Here is a 14,423-nt window from a genome sequence, read left to right as displayed (position 1 = left end):
TTGGTAGAAATATTTTTGACCGTACCGTATGACACCATTTGTCATATCGGACTGGTAGCATGACAGAATGTCCATCAGCACCAGTTTCAGCAAGAAGCTGAAGGAAGCGCGGCTGGCCCGCGGCCTCACCCAGGCCGAACTGGCCGGCGACGCCTACACCGCGAGTTACATCTCCCTGCTGGAGAGCGGACGACGACGTCCCACAGACGCCATCATGAGCGAGCTGGCGGGTCGCCTCGGCGTCACGGTCGACGAACTACGCAGCTTCCGCCAGGAGGTCACGACAGGGACCTCGATCGCCTCCATCGAGCTCGAGATGGAGGCCCGGCAGGCCTGGAAGAACTACGACTACGACCTCGCGGCCGATTTCGCCGCGCGCGCCCTGGCCAGCTCCGACATCGAGCACAACCTCTCGGCATGGTGGTCGCTCAGCCTGCTGTACGCCGAGTGCCTCATGGTCAGCGAGAAGTACGAGCCGTGCTGGGAGGCGGCGCAGGCCCTGCGGCACCACCCCGTCGCCCGCGAATCGGTCAACCTCGCCGCCGAGGCGGAGATCATCGCGGCCGCCGCCAAGCAGGGCATGGGTCGGCTCCCCGACGCGGTCCATCATGCCCGCGCGGCGGTCGACCTGCTGCGGGATCACCCGTCCGCCAATCCGTCGACGCTGCTCGAGGCCCAGTGCTCGTTGATCGCGACGCTCGCGGAGAGCGATCAGCTCGCCGAGGCCGCCGACGTGGCCCGGCAGATCGACCTGCAGCCCACGGCCCGCGTGTCCGCGCAGATGCGCGGCCGCGGTGCCTGGACGGTCGGCAACATGGCCTTCCTGCGTGGCGATGCGCAGGAGGGCGTCCGGTTGCACAACCAGGCCATCGACCTGCTCTCCCCCGCGATGGGCCTGCGGCAGTGGGGTCGTCTGAACAAGACCACCGCCGACATGAGGATCACCAACGGCGCGATGAGCGAGCAGATCACCGAGTACCTCGAGCGCGCCCAGTTCGCCATCGACGTCGTCGGCAACCGCAGCGACAAGCTCGAACTGGCGATGGTGAGCGCTCGCTGGTCGCTGGCGGCGTCCAAGCCGGCCGAGGCCCTGGGCCAGCTGAATCCCGTGCTGGCCGAGCTCGACACCCTCGCCCCGCAGACCGCCGGCGAGGCCGAGCTGATTCATGCGCGGATCCTCGAGTTGATGGGGCGGATCGGGGAGTCCTCGCGCGCGCTGCTGCGGGCGGCGCACTCCTTCGAGGCCGCCGGCGCGTACGAGCGGGCGACCGACGCGTTCAAGCAGTACGTCACGCTCACCGCGCCCGCCACGGCCTGATCCGGGCGCCGGCCGGGAAACCACGTGGCGACCGGCGGGCGACGCGGACATGACCAGGAATCAACATCCGGGATGACAACGATGTCAGGACCACGCGACGCCGCAGCCCCGCCGCGCTACACGCACGGGCACCACGAGAGCGTGCTGCGCTCCCACCGGTGGCGCACCGCGGCGAACTCGGCGGGCTATCTGCTCCCCCACCTGGTCCCCGGTATGCGGGTGCTCGACGTCGGGTGCGGGCCCGGCACCATCACGCGCGATCTGGCCGAGCGGGTGGCGCCCGGAGAGGTGATCGGCCTCGACTCCGCCGCCGACGTGCTGGACGTCGCCGCGGCCGGTCCCGGCCCGGCGAACGTGCGCTGGCGCCTCGGCGACGTCCACGCGCTGCCGTTCACCGATGCCGGCTTCGACGTCGTGCACGCCCATCAGGTGCTGCAGCACCTGGCGGACCCGGTGGGCGCCCTGACCGCCATGCGCCGGGTGCTCCGTCCCGGCGGCCTGCTCGCCGTCCGGGACGCCGACTACCAAGCGATGTCCTGGTTCCCGCAGGTACCCGAACTCGACGAGTGGATGAGCCTCTACCAGCGGGTCGCCCGCCTCAACGGCGGGGAACCCGACGCCGGGCGGCGCCTGCCGGGCTGGCTCCACCAGGCCGGCCTCACCGACGTGACCGTCACGGCCAGCACGTGGTGCTACACGGGGGACGAACGCCGGTGGTGGGCCGAGCTGTGGTCGGAGCGGATCACCCGGTCCGCGTTCGCCGACCAGGCCGTGCGGCGCGGCCTCGCCTCCCATCTGTATCTCGAGCGGCTGGCCCAGGGGTGGCGGCAGTGGGCCGAGAGCGCCGACGCGGTCTTCCTCGTGCCGAGCGTCGAGGTGCTCGCCCTCGACGCCGGCGCGGGCCGCTGACCCCGTCCACGCGACGCCGGACGGCGGAACGCCCGGCGCCGCTGGGTACGGTGAGGTCATGTTCCGGGTGATGACCGTCTGCACCGGCAATATCTGCCGCTCCCCCATGGCCGCGCTGATGCTGGCCCGTGCCCTCGCCGAGGAGGGACTCGGCGGCGACGTCGAGGTCCGCTCGGCCGGCACGTCGGGGTGGGAACGAGGCAGGCCGGTCGACCCGCGAGCGCGTGCCGTCCTCGAGGCGGACGGCATCGACGCCACGGACCACCGGGCACGCGAGTTCGATCCGGACTGGTTCGCCGACCTGGACCTGGTCCTGGCGATGGACGTCGACCACTACGACGCGCTGCGGGAGCAGGCGCCGGACCCGCGGACGGCGGACAAGGTCCGGATGTTCCGCGAGTTCGTCGACGAGACCGGGGAGACGGATCCGCAGGACGCGGGCATCAGCGACCCCTGGTACGGCACGGACGCCGACTTCGTCGACACCCACCGGCTCATCGCCGAGGCCTTGCCCTCTCTCGTGGCCTGGATCCGCGAGCACCGCGACGCCGGCGCCACGCACCGGTGAGCACGGCCCCCCGGACCCAGGTGATCGGCGTCGACGGCCGCTCCGGGGCGGGGAAGACCACCCTCGCCGCCGGCCTCGCCCGTGCCCTCGGCACCGCGGGTCGCGACGGGCCGCAGGGCGGCCCCGGCGCCGTCCGTGTCTTCCACCTCGAGGACCTCTACCCGGGCTGGGACGGCCTCGCGGCCGGCATGGAGGCCTACCGGCGTGAGGTGCTGGAGCCGCTCGCGGCGGGCCGGGCCGCGCGGTGGACCGCCTGGGACTGGGAGGCCGGCGCGCCGGGGGCCATCCGTCGGATCGAGCCGGGTGGCCTGGTCATCGCCGAGGGGGTCGGCGCCGGGCACGCCGCGGCCCGCCCGGCGCTCGACGCGCTCGTGTGGCTGGACCTGCCCGCCGACCGGCGACGGCAGCGGGCGCTGGATCGCGACGGGGCCGTGTTCCGGCCGCACTGGTCGCGGTGGGCGACGCAGGAACGGGCATGGCTCGCGCACGACGACGTGGCCGCGGCGGCCGACGTGGTCGTCACCGGCGAACCGGACCCGGCCGTGCTCGCGCAGCGGATCCGCGAGCTCCTCGGCACCGACGAACCCTGAGCGATCGGCGTCCCGGAGGGCCGGGGACGTCCGCACTACTGTGGGCACATGAGTGCCCTCGTCCTGCTGACCCCCGACGCCCCGGCCGGCCGCGTCGCCGATCCCGACGTCCCGCAGCTGCTGGTCACCGACCTGGGCGTCGTCCGCGGCGACGGCGTGTTCGAGACCCTGCTGGCGGTGGACGGCCGGGCCCTGCAGCTGGAGGCGCACCTGGACCGGCTCGCCTCCTCCGCGGACGCGCTCGACCTGGACCTGCCCGCCGGGGAGCGCTGGCAGGCCGCCATCGAGACGGGGCTGGCGGAGTTCGCGCGGGTGCACGGCGAGGCCGAGGCGATGATCCGGCTCGTCGGCACGCGCGGCGTCGACGCGGCCGGGCCGCCGACGTGCTGGGTGTACCTGCAGCCGGTCCCGGCCAGCAGCCGCGAACAGCGCCACCGCGGGCTCGACGTCCTGCTGCTGGACCGGGGCTACTCCAGCGACGCCGCCGAGGCGGCGCCGTGGCTGCTGCTCGGGTCCAAGACCACGTCCTACGCCGTCAACATGGCCGCGCTGCGATACGCCCACCGGCAGGGGGCGGACGACGCGATCTTCGTCAGCTCCGACGGGCGCGTGCTCGAGGGACCGACGTCCACGCTGCTGATCGCCCGCACCCGCGACGGCGTCCGCGAACTGGTCACCCCGCTGCTGCGCAGCGGCATCCTCGCCGGCACGACGCAGGGCGCGCTGTTCGCGACGGCGGAACCGGCCGGGTGGCGGCTCGGTTACGGCCCGCTGACCCCGGAGGAGCTGCACGGCAACGACGGCGTGTGGCTGGCCTCCAGCGTGCGGCTGCTCGCGCCGATCCGCAGCGTGGACGGTTGCGAGATCGCGGTCAGCCCCGAGCTGACGGAGGAGTTGACGGAGCTGCTGCTCACCGCCACCCGCCACTGACACATCCGCCAGCTCGTCAATAGATGCTCGAAAACCGGTGCCGGAGCCCCGGATGGGACATCTATTGACGACCTGGCATCAGGGGGGGCGGCGTCAGAGGATGGGGTTCCAGGTGCCCGCGAGCACGGCGGCGGTGACGGCGGCCGCGGCGATCAGCGCCCCGCCGGCGACCACGAGCGCGTCCCGCCGGTGGAACACCGACGGCCGCCCCCAGGTGCGCCGTCCCGCGCCGAACCCCCGCGCCTCCATGGTGATGGCGAGCCGCCCGGCCCGGCGGATCGCCTGGACCAGCAGCGCCACGGTCTGACCGGCCCCGGCACGGATTCGGCCGGCAACCCCGGCGCCGGTGCCGACGCCGCGGGCGCGGCGCGCCATCGTCAGCGTCGACCACTCCGCCACCAGCAGACCCACCAGCCGCATCGCCGCCAGCGCTCCGAGGACGAACCGGTGCGGCAGGCGCAGCCGCTGGGCGAGGGCGTCGGCGAGATCCGTCGGGTCGGTGGTCGCCAGGAGCAGGATGCCGGGCACGGCGAGGGCCAGCCCGCGCAGGGCGATCCCGACGCCCGCCGTCAGCCCCCCGGCGGTCAGCACGAACGGCCCGGCGTGGACCAGCACGGCGCCCGACGGCGGTGCGAGCACGGCCGTGCCGTATCCGGAGACCAGCGCGGCGACCAGGACCGGCCAGCCGCGCACCAGCAGCGTGCGCAGCCGCAGCCCGGCCAACGGCACCACCGCCAGCTCACCGGCCAGGGCGACGCCGGCGCACACCGGATCGGTGGTCGCCAGCAGCGCGACCGTCAGGACGAGGGCCGCGGCGAGCTTGGCCAGCGGATGGGCGCGGGCGAGCACGGACCCGTCCCGGGCGGCCCGTCCGCCCGTGCGGGACGGGCCCGTGCGCGGGACCGCGGTCGCCGTCATCGTGCCTCCACCGGGGCCGGTTCCGACGCCCCGACGCCGGCCGGGGAGTCGGCCCGTCCGGGCAGGTCCAGCCGGTCGCCCGCGAGCGCGGCGCTGAACGCCGCGTCGTGGGTGACGGCGACGACGGCCCGTCCTTCGTCCAGCAGCCCGGACAGCAGGTCGACCAGGTGCCGCCAGGTCAGGGCGTCCTGCCCGAAGGTGGGCTCGTCGAGCACGACGACGCGCGGGCCGGCGGCCAGCACGGTGGCGACCGAGAGCCGGCGCTTCTCGCCGCCGGAGAGGGTGAACGGGTTGGCGGCGGCCAGGTGCGTGAGGCGCAGCCGGTCGAGCAGCTCGTCCACCCGCGCGTCGAGCGCCGCGGGCCCGCCGGGCACCGCGCGAGCGTCGGCCGCGTGGCGCGGGCCGAAGGCCAGCTCCTCACGCACCGACCCGGTGACGAACTGGTGCTCGGGTTCCTGGAACACCGTGCCGATCCGGGCGATCAGCTGGCCGGGGCGCCAACGGTACGGGTCCGGTCCCGCCGTGCCCGCGAGCGACGGCGTCGCGGCCACCGTCCCCGCCACGGACGGGAGCAGCCCGGCGAGCGTGAGGGCGAGGGTCGACTTGCCGGCGCCGTTCGGCCCGGTGACACTCAGTGCCCGGCCGGCGGCGAGGGTGACGTCGATGCCGGCGGCGGCGACCTCCACCCGGCCGCGGTGCCGGCCGGCACTCCGATCACGTCGCCGGGAGGTCCGGGCGAGCCGGCTGACCGCGAGGTCCCGGGCGGTCAGCAGCGTCTCGCCCGCCACGTCGGAGCGGGCGGGCACGACCGGTTCGTGCCCGGGCACCCAGATGCCCGCGGCGGCGAGCTCCGCCCCGTGGGTCGCGAGCACGGTCTCGATCGGCCCGTCGTGGGTGACCCCGCTGGTCGTCCCGTCGACAACGGGGGCGAGGACCACGACCCGGTCCACGACCGGCGCCCACACGGCGACCCGGTGCTCGACGACGACGAGGGTGGCGCCGGTGGCGTCCAGCGCCGCGGCGACGGCGTCGCGGACCTGCAGCACGCCGGCGGGGTCGAGGTTGGCCGTGGGCTCGTCCAGCAGCAGCAGACCGGGTGCCATGGCGAGCAGCCCGGCGAGGCCGAGGCGCTGCTGCTGGCCGCCGGAGAGCTCGCCGGTGGGGTGGTCGAGGGGCAGCGTGAGGCCGACGGCATCGAGTGCGGTCCGGACGCGGGGCCAGATCGCCTCGCGCGGCACGGCGAGGTTCTCCGGCCCGAACGCGACGTCGTCGCCGACGCGGGACAGCACGATCTGCGCCTCCGGATCCTGCTGGAGCAGCCCGGCCCGCCCGCGCGCCCGGCTCGCCGGGATTCCGTCGATCAGCAGCTGCCCGCGCACGTCGGCGTCCTGCGGGTCGAGCAGGCCCGCCAGCCCGTGCAGCACCGTCGACTTGCCCGCCCCGGACGGCCCGAGCAGGAGCACCCGCTCCCCGGGCTCGATCCGCAGGTCGAGTCCGTCGACGGCGGCGGCACGCCGACCCCCGTGCCGCCAGCCCCAGCCCCGGGCCTCGACCGCGGCGGGCCGTGCTCCCCGGGGGCCGCCGGACCCGGGCACCGGAGTCAGGCTCGCTCCCGCGCGGCGCGGCCCGACGCGAGACCGTGAAGCACCCCCGTGCCGGCCAGCGCCCGTACGGCGAGCCAGCCGAGCAGGCCCGCGATCACGGTGCCCGAGACGCCGGCCAGGATCGCGTACAGCACCTGCCAACCGGCGGCCCACTCCACGTTGTAGAGCACGTTCTCGCTGGTGCCCATGGCCAGGCCGGTGACCAGGCCGGCCAGCAGGGCGACGCCGAGGCCGAAGCGACGGTATCGGAAGAGGGCGAACACCAGCTCCGCGCCCGCGCCCTGGATCAGGCCGGAGAGGATGACGGTCAGCCCGAAGTGCGTGCCGAGCACCCCCTCGACGGACGCGGCGATCAGCTCGCAGTACAGGGCCGCCCCGGGCTTGCGGATGATCAGGCCGCCGACGACGCCGGCGATCAGCCACCCGCCGCCGTACAGGCCGCCGAGCGGGGGAAAGGCGGCGGTCGCGACGGCGACCGCGGCGTAGCCCTGGCTCCAGGCCCAGAACACGACGCCGCACGCGACGGCGACGACGGAGGCGACGATGATGTCGACCACGCGCCAGCCCCGCTGGGCCGTGGTGGGGGCGGCGGGAGCGAATCCGCGGGACGTGCTCATGAGGAACCTCCTGGCATCAGGAGGGGGAAGCCCGGTGGCTTCGAGAAGCTCGACTCCCTTCGCCGGTACTAGCCGGATCAGGTTCGAGGGTCTGCGGCGGTCCGCACTCTCAGCGCCGGCCACGCCGCCGGCGGGCCGAACCCGGTCCGACGGGCAGGAGGCGCTCCCCTGTCGTTGGTGGCATCAGTCTACTCGGCGGCTCGGGGCCGCTCGTCGACGCCGCTCGTCGGCGCCGCGCCGGCAGGCAGTAGGCTGATGACGGTTCGAACGACTCCGATGGAAGGGGAGAGCACGCGATGGACACCATCGTCAAACTCGCGGGAACCGGTCTCTCGATCGGCGCGGTCATGGTCGCCAACAAGGTGCTGACCGCCGGCTGGCAGAAGGTCATTGGCAAGGAACCGCCCACCAAGCCCGGCGACAACGACGACGACACCATCAAGGAGATCCTCGGCTGGGCCGTGCTGACCACCCTGGTGAGCACCGCGATCAAGTTCGCCGTGGCGAAGTCCACGCAGAAGGCCGCCCGCTCGATGCGGGATCCTCGCGAGGTCTGAGCCTCGGCTGGCCGGCTGAGCCCGGCCGCTAGGAACGCCCCGGGGGCGGGTCGGCCGCCGTCGCGCCGCCGTCCTCCGCTCCGTCCGGGGCGGCGCCGGCGGCCTGGACGACGTCGCGCAGGTCGTCGATCACCAGGGCGTCCCGGTCCACGCGCCGGACGCGGTAGCCCGCGCGGGCCACCATGTGGCCGCCGACCGGGATGGTCAGCAGCTGGAACATCCACATCAAGACCAGCAGCGGCAGCAGCGTCCACGCGCGCATCGCGAGGGCCACCGCGAGCAGCAGGAGCAGCAGGCCGAACACCTGCGGCTTGGTGGCCGCGTGCATGCGGGTGAGCAGGTCCGGGAAGGTGATCAGGCCGATCGCGGCGGCCAGCGACATGGACGCGCCGACCACCATGAACACGGCGGCGACGCCGTCCAGGATCTCGTTCATCGTGCTCTCCTCCCGTGCCGCATCACTGGTCCCGTGGTCCCGCGCACGTCCCTCACCGCCGCGACGCCACGAACCGGGCGACGGCCACCGAACCGATGAAGCCGACGATGGTGATGGTGGCCATCAGCGGCACCGAGTCGGTGCTGCGCCGGTAGACGGCGTCGACGGCGACCGCCGAGACGATGATGACGAGCATCACGTCCGCGGCGAGCACCCGGTCCAGCAGGGACGGCCCCCGCCCGAGCCGGTAGATGGCGCCGGCGGCGGCGATCACGAGCATGACCGCGCTGATCACGACGGCGACGAACATCATGCCGTGCCCCCGATCCGGGCCCGATCGCCGGTGTCGAGCAGGGCCAGGTCCTCCCGGGAGCCCATCATCTTGATCAGGCGCGCCTCCGTGGTGCGGACCGTCTCCCGCACCCGGTCGGCCCCCTCGGCCGTGGCCACGTCCAGACAGTGCAGGTACAGGGTGGACCCGGCGCGGTCCACCTCGACGACCACGGACCCGGGCACCAGGCCGGTCACGCTCGCGGTGGCCGTCAGGATCAGGTCCGAGTGGGTCCGCAGCGGCACGGCGACGAGGGAGCTGCGCATCGTCCGGCCCCGGACCACGGCCATCCAGAACACATGGAAACTCGCGATCGTCAGCTCCCGGACGAACTCGGCGACGGCGACGACGAACTGCACGACGTTGAACCGGCCGCCCAGCTGCACCGGCGGCAGAGAGAACGTGTGGACGACGACGAGGGCGAGCACCGCCCCGAAGACGAGCGTGCCGAGGCTGAAGTCCTGCCACAGGGCACCCCACACCAGCACCAGCCACACGAGCAGCGGCGCCTCCGTCCGCAGGGAGATCCGTTGCCGGCTCATCGGCCCACCGCCTCGTGGCCGAGCACGGCCTCGAGATAGGGCGTGCGCTCGAGCATGGACGCGGCGGCGGAGTCCGCGAGGCCGAACAGCGGGCCGGCGACGACGGTCAGGGCGACGCCGACCGCGACGATGCCGACCGTCGCGGCAACCATCCCGGCCGGCAGCAGCCGGACCGCGTCCGAGCCCGCCCAGCGACCCTTGGGTGCGTTCATGACGGTGGAGCTGGTGCGCACCGACCCGCCGTCCTCCCGGGTGGCCAGCAGCACGGGGTCCGGGTACTCGGCGTCCTTGGGGCTGCGCCAGAACACCCGGTTCCACACGCGGGCCAGGGCCAGCAGGGTCAGCAACGAGACGAGCACGCTGGCCACGACGAGGGCCAGCGCCAGGGGGCTGCCGTTCTGCACGCCGGCCTGCAGCAGCCCGAGCTTGCCGAGGAAGCCGGAGAACGGGGGGATGCCGCCCAGGTTCATCGCGGGGATGAAATACAGCACCGCGAGCACGGGCGCGATCTTCGCCATCCCGCCGAGCCGGTCGATCGCCGTCGTGCCGCCGCGCCGCTCGATCAGCCCGGCGACGAGGAACAGCGCGGTCTGCACCACGATGTGGTGGACGACGTAGTAGACGGTGGCCCCGAGCCCGACGGCCGAGGAGAGCGCGAGGCCGAACACCATGTAGCCGATGTGGCTGACGAGGGTGAAGGAGAGCAGACGTTTGATGTCCGTCTGGGCGAGCGCGCCGAGGATCCCGACGACGAGCGTGAACAGGGCGACCACCATGAGCAGGTCGTTCAGCTCGTCGCCCGGGAAGAGCAGCGTCTCCAGCCGGACGATGGCGTAGACGCCCACCTTGGTCAGCAGCCCGGCGAACACGGCCGTCACCGGGGCGGGTGCGGTGGGGTACGAGTCGGGCAGCCAGAAGGAGAGCGGGAAGACGGCGGCCTTGATGCCGAAGGCGACCAGCAGCATCAGGTGCAGCATGGTCCGGGTGCCCGGGTCGAGCCCCTCCAGCTTGACGGCGACGTCGGCCAGGTTGACCGTCCCGGTGGCGCCGTAGACCAGCGCGATGGCGATCAGGAACAGCATCGAGGAGATGACGCTGACCACCACGTACGTCACACCCGCCCGGATCCGCGGGGACGTGCCGCCGAGGGTGATCAGCACGTAGCTGGCGGTCAGCAGGATCTCGAACCCGACGTACAGGTTGAACAGGTCGCCGGCCAGGAAGGCGTTGGACACCCCCGCCACGAGGATCAGGAACGCCGGGTGGAAGACGGAGATCGGTTCCTCCCCCTCCCCGCCGGCGGCCCCCTGCGCGGTCGCGTACACGAGCACCGCCAGGCTCACGACGCTGGAGACCACGAGCATCAGCGCCGAGAACTGGTCGACGACCATGACGATGCCGAACGGGGCGGGCCAGCCGCCGAGTTCGATCGACCGTGGTCCCCGGTCCCACGTGATGACCAGCAGCCACGTCTCCAGCGCCAGGGTCGCGGTCAGGACGCCGTTGGACATCAGCGCCTGCGCCCGGGGCCGGCGGATCAGCAGGAAGGCGAGCGCGGCGCCCAGGAACGGCAGGATCACGGCCAGCGGGGCCAGGGACACCGGGTCGAGGCCGCTCATGCGTCCCACCTCCGCGCGTGCGCCTGCTCGTGACCGGCCGCGCGGGGCGCGTCGGCGTGCCCGACCCGGCCGGGACGCTCCTCCTGCTCCGCGAGCGACGTCTCCGCCGCCCCGGTGAACTCCGAGGTGTCGTGCGGGATGACGGCGTCCTCCTCTCGCTGGAAGCTGGGCTGGTGGGCGACGCGGCGGTCCTCGATGTCGTCCTGCACCTCGTCCTGGCGCGCGAGGGACCAGGACCGGTAGATGACGCCGAGCAGGAAGGCGGTGACGGCGAAGCTGATCACGATCGCCGTCAAGGTCAACGCCTGCGGCACGGGGTCCGTGTACTCCCGCGCATCGACGCCGGAGACCACGAGCGGTGCCCGGCCGGCGACGCCCGCGGTGGTGAGCAGCAGCAGGTTGGTGGCGTTCGTGATGAGGATCAAGCCGAGCATCACCCGGGTCAGGGAGCGCTCGAGCAGCAGGTACACGCCGCAGGTGTATAGGACGCCCATCACGAGGAGCAGGGTCACGTTGATGCTCACCGGTGCCCCACCTCCGCGAAGGCGGGCGACTCCTCGCCGCGCCGGTCCACCTCGGCACCGAGGCTGCGCAGCACGTCGAGCACCAGCCCGACGACGACGAGGTACACGCCGATGTCGAAAAGAGTGGAGGTGACGACCTTGACGTGGCCGAACACGATCCAGTCCATCTCGAGGATCGCCGTCTGGAACACCTCACCGCCGAAGAACAGGGGCAGCACCCCGGAGGCGCAGGCGATGGCCAGGCCGACGCCGAGCAGCTGACCGGCGGTCAGCACCGTCGCCTCCGCCAACTCGTACCGCCCGCCCGCCAGGTAGCGCACCGCCAGGGCGAGTCCGGCCACCAGGCCGCCGGCGAACCCACCGCCGGGGGCGTTGTGCCCGTTGAGCAGCAGGAAGATCGAGAGCAGCACCATCGTGTGGAAGACGAGCCGGGTGATGACCTCGAACAGGATGGACCGGCGCTCGGGCGCCAGGGTGCGCCCGGCCAGCAGCCAGGGCTCCCGGTCCGTGTCGGCGAAGCGGCGGGCGACGTCCAGTCGCGCCGAGGTGGCGCGGGTGCGGCCGACGGAGCCGATGTGCTCCGCGGTGGCGCGCTGCAGGGGGCGACCCCGGCCGTGCACGAACACGAGGGAGGCGACGCCGGTGGCCGCGGCGGCCAGCACCGTGATCTCGCCGAAGGTGTCCCACGCCCGGATGTCCACCAGGGTGACGTTGACGATGTTCGACCCGCCGCCGCCGTGGTAGGCGAGGTCGGGGAAGGCGAGGGAGATCGGCTCCGCGGTGCGGGCCGCCATCGCGGTCGCGGCGACGAAGACCATCCCGCCCCCGACGGCGAGCGCGAGCACGAGCCGGCCGACGCGGAAGCTGGAGGGGGCGCGGCGCCAGAGCCGGGCCGGCAGCACCCGCAGCGCGAGCACCAGGGCGACGAGGACGATGGTCTCCACCAGCATCTGCGTCAGCGCCAGGTCCGGCGCCCCCTGCAGCGCGAAGATGACGACCATCCCGTACCCGGTCACGGAGACCATCAGGACCGCGAGGAACCGCTTGGACGCCCGGGTGGCGGCCACGGCCCCGAACACGATGCCGGCGCCGATCGCGATCTGGACCGGGCTGTCGGCCACCAGCCACCGGGAGGAATCGGCGGCCGTGCCCCCGGGTCCGCCGGCCAGGGCCGCGGCCCCCACGGAGGCGACGACGAAGACGCTGAGGATGATGAAGAGGTAGAAGACCAGGGAGCCGCGCTGCGTCCGGCCGGTGACCCACACGGCCACGATGTCCAGGACGTTGATCGCGTCCCGGTAGACGATGTCGGCGGCCCGCATCCGGGGCAGCGCCGCCTGCAGCCGTTCGATCCGCTCCCGGAGCACGACCAGCGTCAGGCCGAGGGCCAAGGTGATCGCCGTCAGCCCGAGGGCGACGGTGAACCCGTGCCAGAGGGCCAGGTACGGGTCGGCGCAGTCGGCGGCGGCGCAGTCCGCGGGGAACGCCTGCAGGTACGGTTCGATCCAGGCGTTCACCGGGGCCGGCCACACCCCGTACAGCACGGTCGCGACGGCCAGCACGACCGGCGCGGCGAGGAACAGGCGGGACGGCGCCGGGAAGTCGATGGGCTCCACGCCCTGCTTCCGGGCGAACGCCCCCCACAGGAACCGGCCGCTGTAGGCGACGGTCAGGACGGAACCGGCGACGATGCCGATCAGGCCGAGCAGGCCCCACACGCCGTCGACCTCGGCGGCGTGCACGAACGCCTCATAGGCGGATTCCTTGGCGACGAACCCGCCGAGGAACGGGATGCCGGCCATGGAGGCGGCGCCGATGACGGCGACCACCGCGAGCAGGGGCGCCTGGGCGCCGACACCGCTCAGCTGCCGGGTGTCGCGGGTGCCGGCCTGGTGGTCGATGATCCCGACGACCAGGAAGAGCGTCGCCTTGAACAGGCCGTGAGCGAGCACGAGGGCGAGCCCGGCCAGGGCCGTCTCCCGCGAGCCGCCGCCCGCGGTGAGGGCCAGGAAGCCGAGCTGACTGACGGTGCCGTAGGCGAGAACCAGCTTGATGTCGGTCTGGCGCAGGGCGGTCCAGCCGCCCATCAGCATCGTCCCGGCGCCGACGAGCAGCAGCAGCCACCGCCACAGGGGGCTCTCCCCGAACACCGGCGCGAACAGGGCGACGAGGTAGATGCCGGCCTTGACCATCGCCGCGGCGTGCAGGTACGCGCTGACGGGGGTGGGGGCGGCCATCGCGCCGGGCAGCCAGAAGTGGAAGGGCAGCAGCGCGGACTTGGTGATCGCCCCGGCCAGGATCAGCACGAGGGCGACGGCGACGGCGCCACCGTGCTCCAGCAGGCCGGGCCCCAGGGCGAGGATCGCGGAGATGCGGTAGGTACCGGCCACCGTGCCGAGCACGATCAGGCCGACGAGCATCGCCAGGCCGCCCGCGGTGGTGACGACCAGGGCCTGCAGGGCCGAGCGGCGGGCGGACAGTTTGTTCCGGTTGTACCCGATCAACAGGTACGACAGGATCGTCGTGATCTCCCAGAACACGAACAGCAGGATCAGGTCGTCGGCGACGACGAGCCCCACCATCGCGCCGGAGAACGCGAGCAGTTGCGCACCGAACGACGCGAGCGAGGCGTCGTCCCGATGGAAGTAGCGGGTGCAGTAGAGCAGCACGAGCGCCCCGACGCCGAGGATGAGGACGCAGAACAGCCAGCTCAGCGCGTCCATCCGGAACTCGAGGGCCAGGTCCAGTTGCGGCACCCACGGCACGCCCTCGGTGATCGCCGCGCCCGGACCGGCGTGGGTGGGGCCGTACTGCGTGATCAGCCACGCCAGGCTGCCGGCGGGAACCGCGGCGAGGACGCCGAAGCCGACGGTGCGGCCGGCGCGGAAGAGGAGGGGGGCGGCGAGGGCGACGAGGGCGTGCACCGCGAGGACGACGATCACGGCACCCTCCTCGGACTC

At 73.3% G+C, this 14,423-nt stretch carries 15 protein-coding genes and 1 riboswitch; of the genes, 6 read left to right on the top strand and 9 right to left on the bottom strand.

The features are described from left to right. The first annotated feature begins 67 nt into the window (after positions 1-67). The 5 genes from IEX22_RS01990 (at position 68) to IEX22_RS01970 (ending at position 4,315) form a co-directional block, all read left to right on the top strand. The gene (locus IEX22_RS01990) at positions 68-1,318 is read left to right on the top strand and encodes a helix-turn-helix domain-containing protein (protein WP_188665560.1); all 1,251 of its coding nucleotides are present in this window, start codon (positions 68-70) and stop codon (positions 1,316-1,318) included. An 81-nt stretch (positions 1,319-1,399) separates the two neighbouring features. Further along, a complete protein-coding gene (locus tag IEX22_RS01985) occupies positions 1,400-2,227 on the top strand; it encodes a methyltransferase domain-containing protein (RefSeq protein ID WP_188665556.1) in 828 nt (275 codons plus the stop codon). Positions 2,228-2,285: 58 nt separating this feature from the next. Then, positions 2,286-2,795, top strand: coding sequence for a low molecular weight protein-tyrosine-phosphatase (locus IEX22_RS01980; protein ID WP_188665553.1), 510 nt, complete (start codon positions 2,286-2,288; stop codon positions 2,793-2,795). Further along, a complete protein-coding gene (locus IEX22_RS01975) occupies positions 2,792-3,385 on the top strand; it encodes a nucleoside/nucleotide kinase family protein (protein ID WP_188665549.1) in 594 nt (197 codons plus the stop codon). The genes IEX22_RS01980 and IEX22_RS01975 overlap by 4 nt, the downstream gene beginning before the upstream one ends. 48 nt (positions 3,386-3,433) lie before the next feature. Next, positions 3,434-4,315: an aminodeoxychorismate lyase gene (locus tag IEX22_RS01970; protein ID WP_188665546.1), complete on the top strand. Its 882-nt coding sequence runs from the start codon at positions 3,434-3,436 to the stop codon at positions 4,313-4,315. A gap of 93 nt (positions 4,316-4,408) precedes the next feature. On the opposite strand, the gene IEX22_RS01965 is transcribed toward IEX22_RS01970, so the two are convergent. From IEX22_RS01965 to IEX22_RS01955, 3 genes are read right to left on the bottom strand one after another with little or no spacing between them, the layout of a single operon-like run. Beyond that, positions 4,409-5,233: an energy-coupling factor transporter transmembrane component T family protein gene (locus tag IEX22_RS01965; RefSeq protein ID WP_188665542.1), complete on the bottom strand. Its 825-nt coding sequence runs from the start codon at positions 5,231-5,233 to the stop codon at positions 4,409-4,411. Further along, on the bottom strand, positions 5,230-6,828 hold the full coding sequence (locus tag IEX22_RS01960; protein WP_188665539.1) for an ABC transporter ATP-binding protein: 1,599 nt from the start codon (positions 6,826-6,828) through the stop codon (positions 5,230-5,232). Before IEX22_RS01960 ends, IEX22_RS01965 begins: the two co-directional genes overlap by 4 nt. A gap of 5 nt (positions 6,829-6,833) precedes the next feature. Next, positions 6,834-7,454 (bottom strand): ECF transporter S component, encoded by a 621-nt coding sequence (locus IEX22_RS01955; protein WP_188665527.1) that lies wholly within the window; start codon positions 7,452-7,454, stop codon positions 6,834-6,836. Between the two features lie 37 nt (positions 7,455-7,491). Next, positions 7,492-7,634: riboswitch (TPP riboswitch) on the bottom strand. 116 nt (positions 7,635-7,750) lie between these two features. Between IEX22_RS01955 and IEX22_RS01950 the strand changes: the two genes are divergently transcribed. Further along, positions 7,751-8,011, top strand: a complete 261-nt coding sequence (locus IEX22_RS01950) for a DUF4235 domain-containing protein (RefSeq protein ID WP_188665524.1) — start codon at positions 7,751-7,753, stop codon at positions 8,009-8,011. A gap of 28 nt (positions 8,012-8,039) precedes the next feature. Here IEX22_RS01950 and mnhG read toward each other — a convergent pair whose 3' ends face one another. Genes mnhG through IEX22_RS01920 form a run of 6 tightly spaced genes read right to left on the bottom strand, consistent with a single transcriptional unit; the run spans position 8,040 to position 14,405 of the window. Further along, positions 8,040-8,447 (bottom strand): monovalent cation/H(+) antiporter subunit G, encoded by a 408-nt coding sequence (mnhG, locus tag IEX22_RS01945; RefSeq protein WP_188665521.1) that lies wholly within the window; start codon positions 8,445-8,447, stop codon positions 8,040-8,042. Between the two features lie 52 nt (positions 8,448-8,499). Next, positions 8,500-8,760 carry an MrpF/PhaF family protein gene (locus IEX22_RS01940; RefSeq protein WP_188665507.1) on the bottom strand — a complete coding sequence of 87 codons (261 nt, stop codon included), beginning with the start codon at positions 8,758-8,760 and terminating at the stop codon, positions 8,500-8,502. Beyond that, positions 8,757-9,320, bottom strand: a complete 564-nt coding sequence (locus tag IEX22_RS01935; RefSeq protein ID WP_188665504.1) for a Na+/H+ antiporter subunit E — start codon at positions 9,318-9,320, stop codon at positions 8,757-8,759. Before IEX22_RS01935 ends, IEX22_RS01940 begins: the two co-directional genes overlap by 4 nt. Continuing rightward, the gene (locus tag IEX22_RS01930; protein WP_188665500.1) at positions 9,317-10,939 is read right to left on the bottom strand and encodes a Na+/H+ antiporter subunit D; all 1,623 of its coding nucleotides are present in this window, start codon (positions 10,937-10,939) and stop codon (positions 9,317-9,319) included. Before IEX22_RS01930 ends, IEX22_RS01935 begins: the two co-directional genes overlap by 4 nt. Then, on the bottom strand, positions 10,936-11,463 hold the full coding sequence (locus IEX22_RS01925) for a Na(+)/H(+) antiporter subunit C (RefSeq protein WP_188665497.1): 528 nt from the start codon (positions 11,461-11,463) through the stop codon (positions 10,936-10,938). The genes IEX22_RS01930 and IEX22_RS01925 overlap by 4 nt, the downstream gene beginning before the upstream one ends. Further along, positions 11,460-14,405: a Na+/H+ antiporter subunit A gene (locus IEX22_RS01920; RefSeq protein WP_188665494.1), complete on the bottom strand. Its 2,946-nt coding sequence runs from the start codon at positions 14,403-14,405 to the stop codon at positions 11,460-11,462. The genes IEX22_RS01925 and IEX22_RS01920 overlap by 4 nt, the downstream gene beginning before the upstream one ends. Positions 14,406-14,423 lie beyond the last annotated feature (18 nt).

This window comes from Tersicoccus solisilvae, assembly GCF_014643255.1.
GTDB classification, from domain to species: Bacteria; Actinomycetota; Actinomycetes; order Actinomycetales; family Micrococcaceae; genus Tersicoccus; species Tersicoccus solisilvae.
This window is presented reverse-complemented; position numbering and strand designations above follow the sequence as displayed.

Excerpts from the sequence above, each read along its gene's own strand:
- IEX22_RS01985 (WP_188665556.1), top strand. The coding sequence starts at position 1,400 with ATGTCAGGACCACGCGACGCCGCAGCCCCGCCGCGCTACACGCACGGG.
- IEX22_RS01980 (WP_188665553.1), top strand. The coding sequence starts at position 2,286 with ATGTTCCGGGTGATGACCGTCTGCACCGGCAATATCTGCCGCTCCCCC.
- IEX22_RS01990 (WP_188665560.1), top strand. The coding sequence starts at position 68 with ATGTCCATCAGCACCAGTTTCAGCAAGAAGCTGAAGGAAGCGCGGCTG.
- IEX22_RS01965 (WP_188665542.1), bottom strand. The coding sequence starts at position 5,233 with ATGACGGCGACCGCGGTCCCGCGCACGGGCCCGTCCCGCACGGGCGGA.
- IEX22_RS01970 (WP_188665546.1), top strand. The coding sequence starts at position 3,434 with ATGAGTGCCCTCGTCCTGCTGACCCCCGACGCCCCGGCCGGCCGCGTC.
- IEX22_RS01940 (WP_188665507.1), bottom strand. The coding sequence starts at position 8,760 with ATGATGTTCGTCGCCGTCGTGATCAGCGCGGTCATGCTCGTGATCGCC.
- mnhG (WP_188665521.1), bottom strand. The coding sequence starts at position 8,447 with ATGAACGAGATCCTGGACGGCGTCGCCGCCGTGTTCATGGTGGTCGGC.
- IEX22_RS01935 (WP_188665504.1), bottom strand. The coding sequence starts at position 9,320 with ATGAGCCGGCAACGGATCTCCCTGCGGACGGAGGCGCCGCTGCTCGTG.
- IEX22_RS01955 (WP_188665527.1), bottom strand. The coding sequence starts at position 7,454 with ATGAGCACGTCCCGCGGATTCGCTCCCGCCGCCCCCACCACGGCCCAG.
- IEX22_RS01950 (WP_188665524.1), top strand. The coding sequence starts at position 7,751 with ATGGACACCATCGTCAAACTCGCGGGAACCGGTCTCTCGATCGGCGCG.
- IEX22_RS01930 (WP_188665500.1), bottom strand. The coding sequence starts at position 10,939 with ATGAGCGGCCTCGACCCGGTGTCCCTGGCCCCGCTGGCCGTGATCCTG.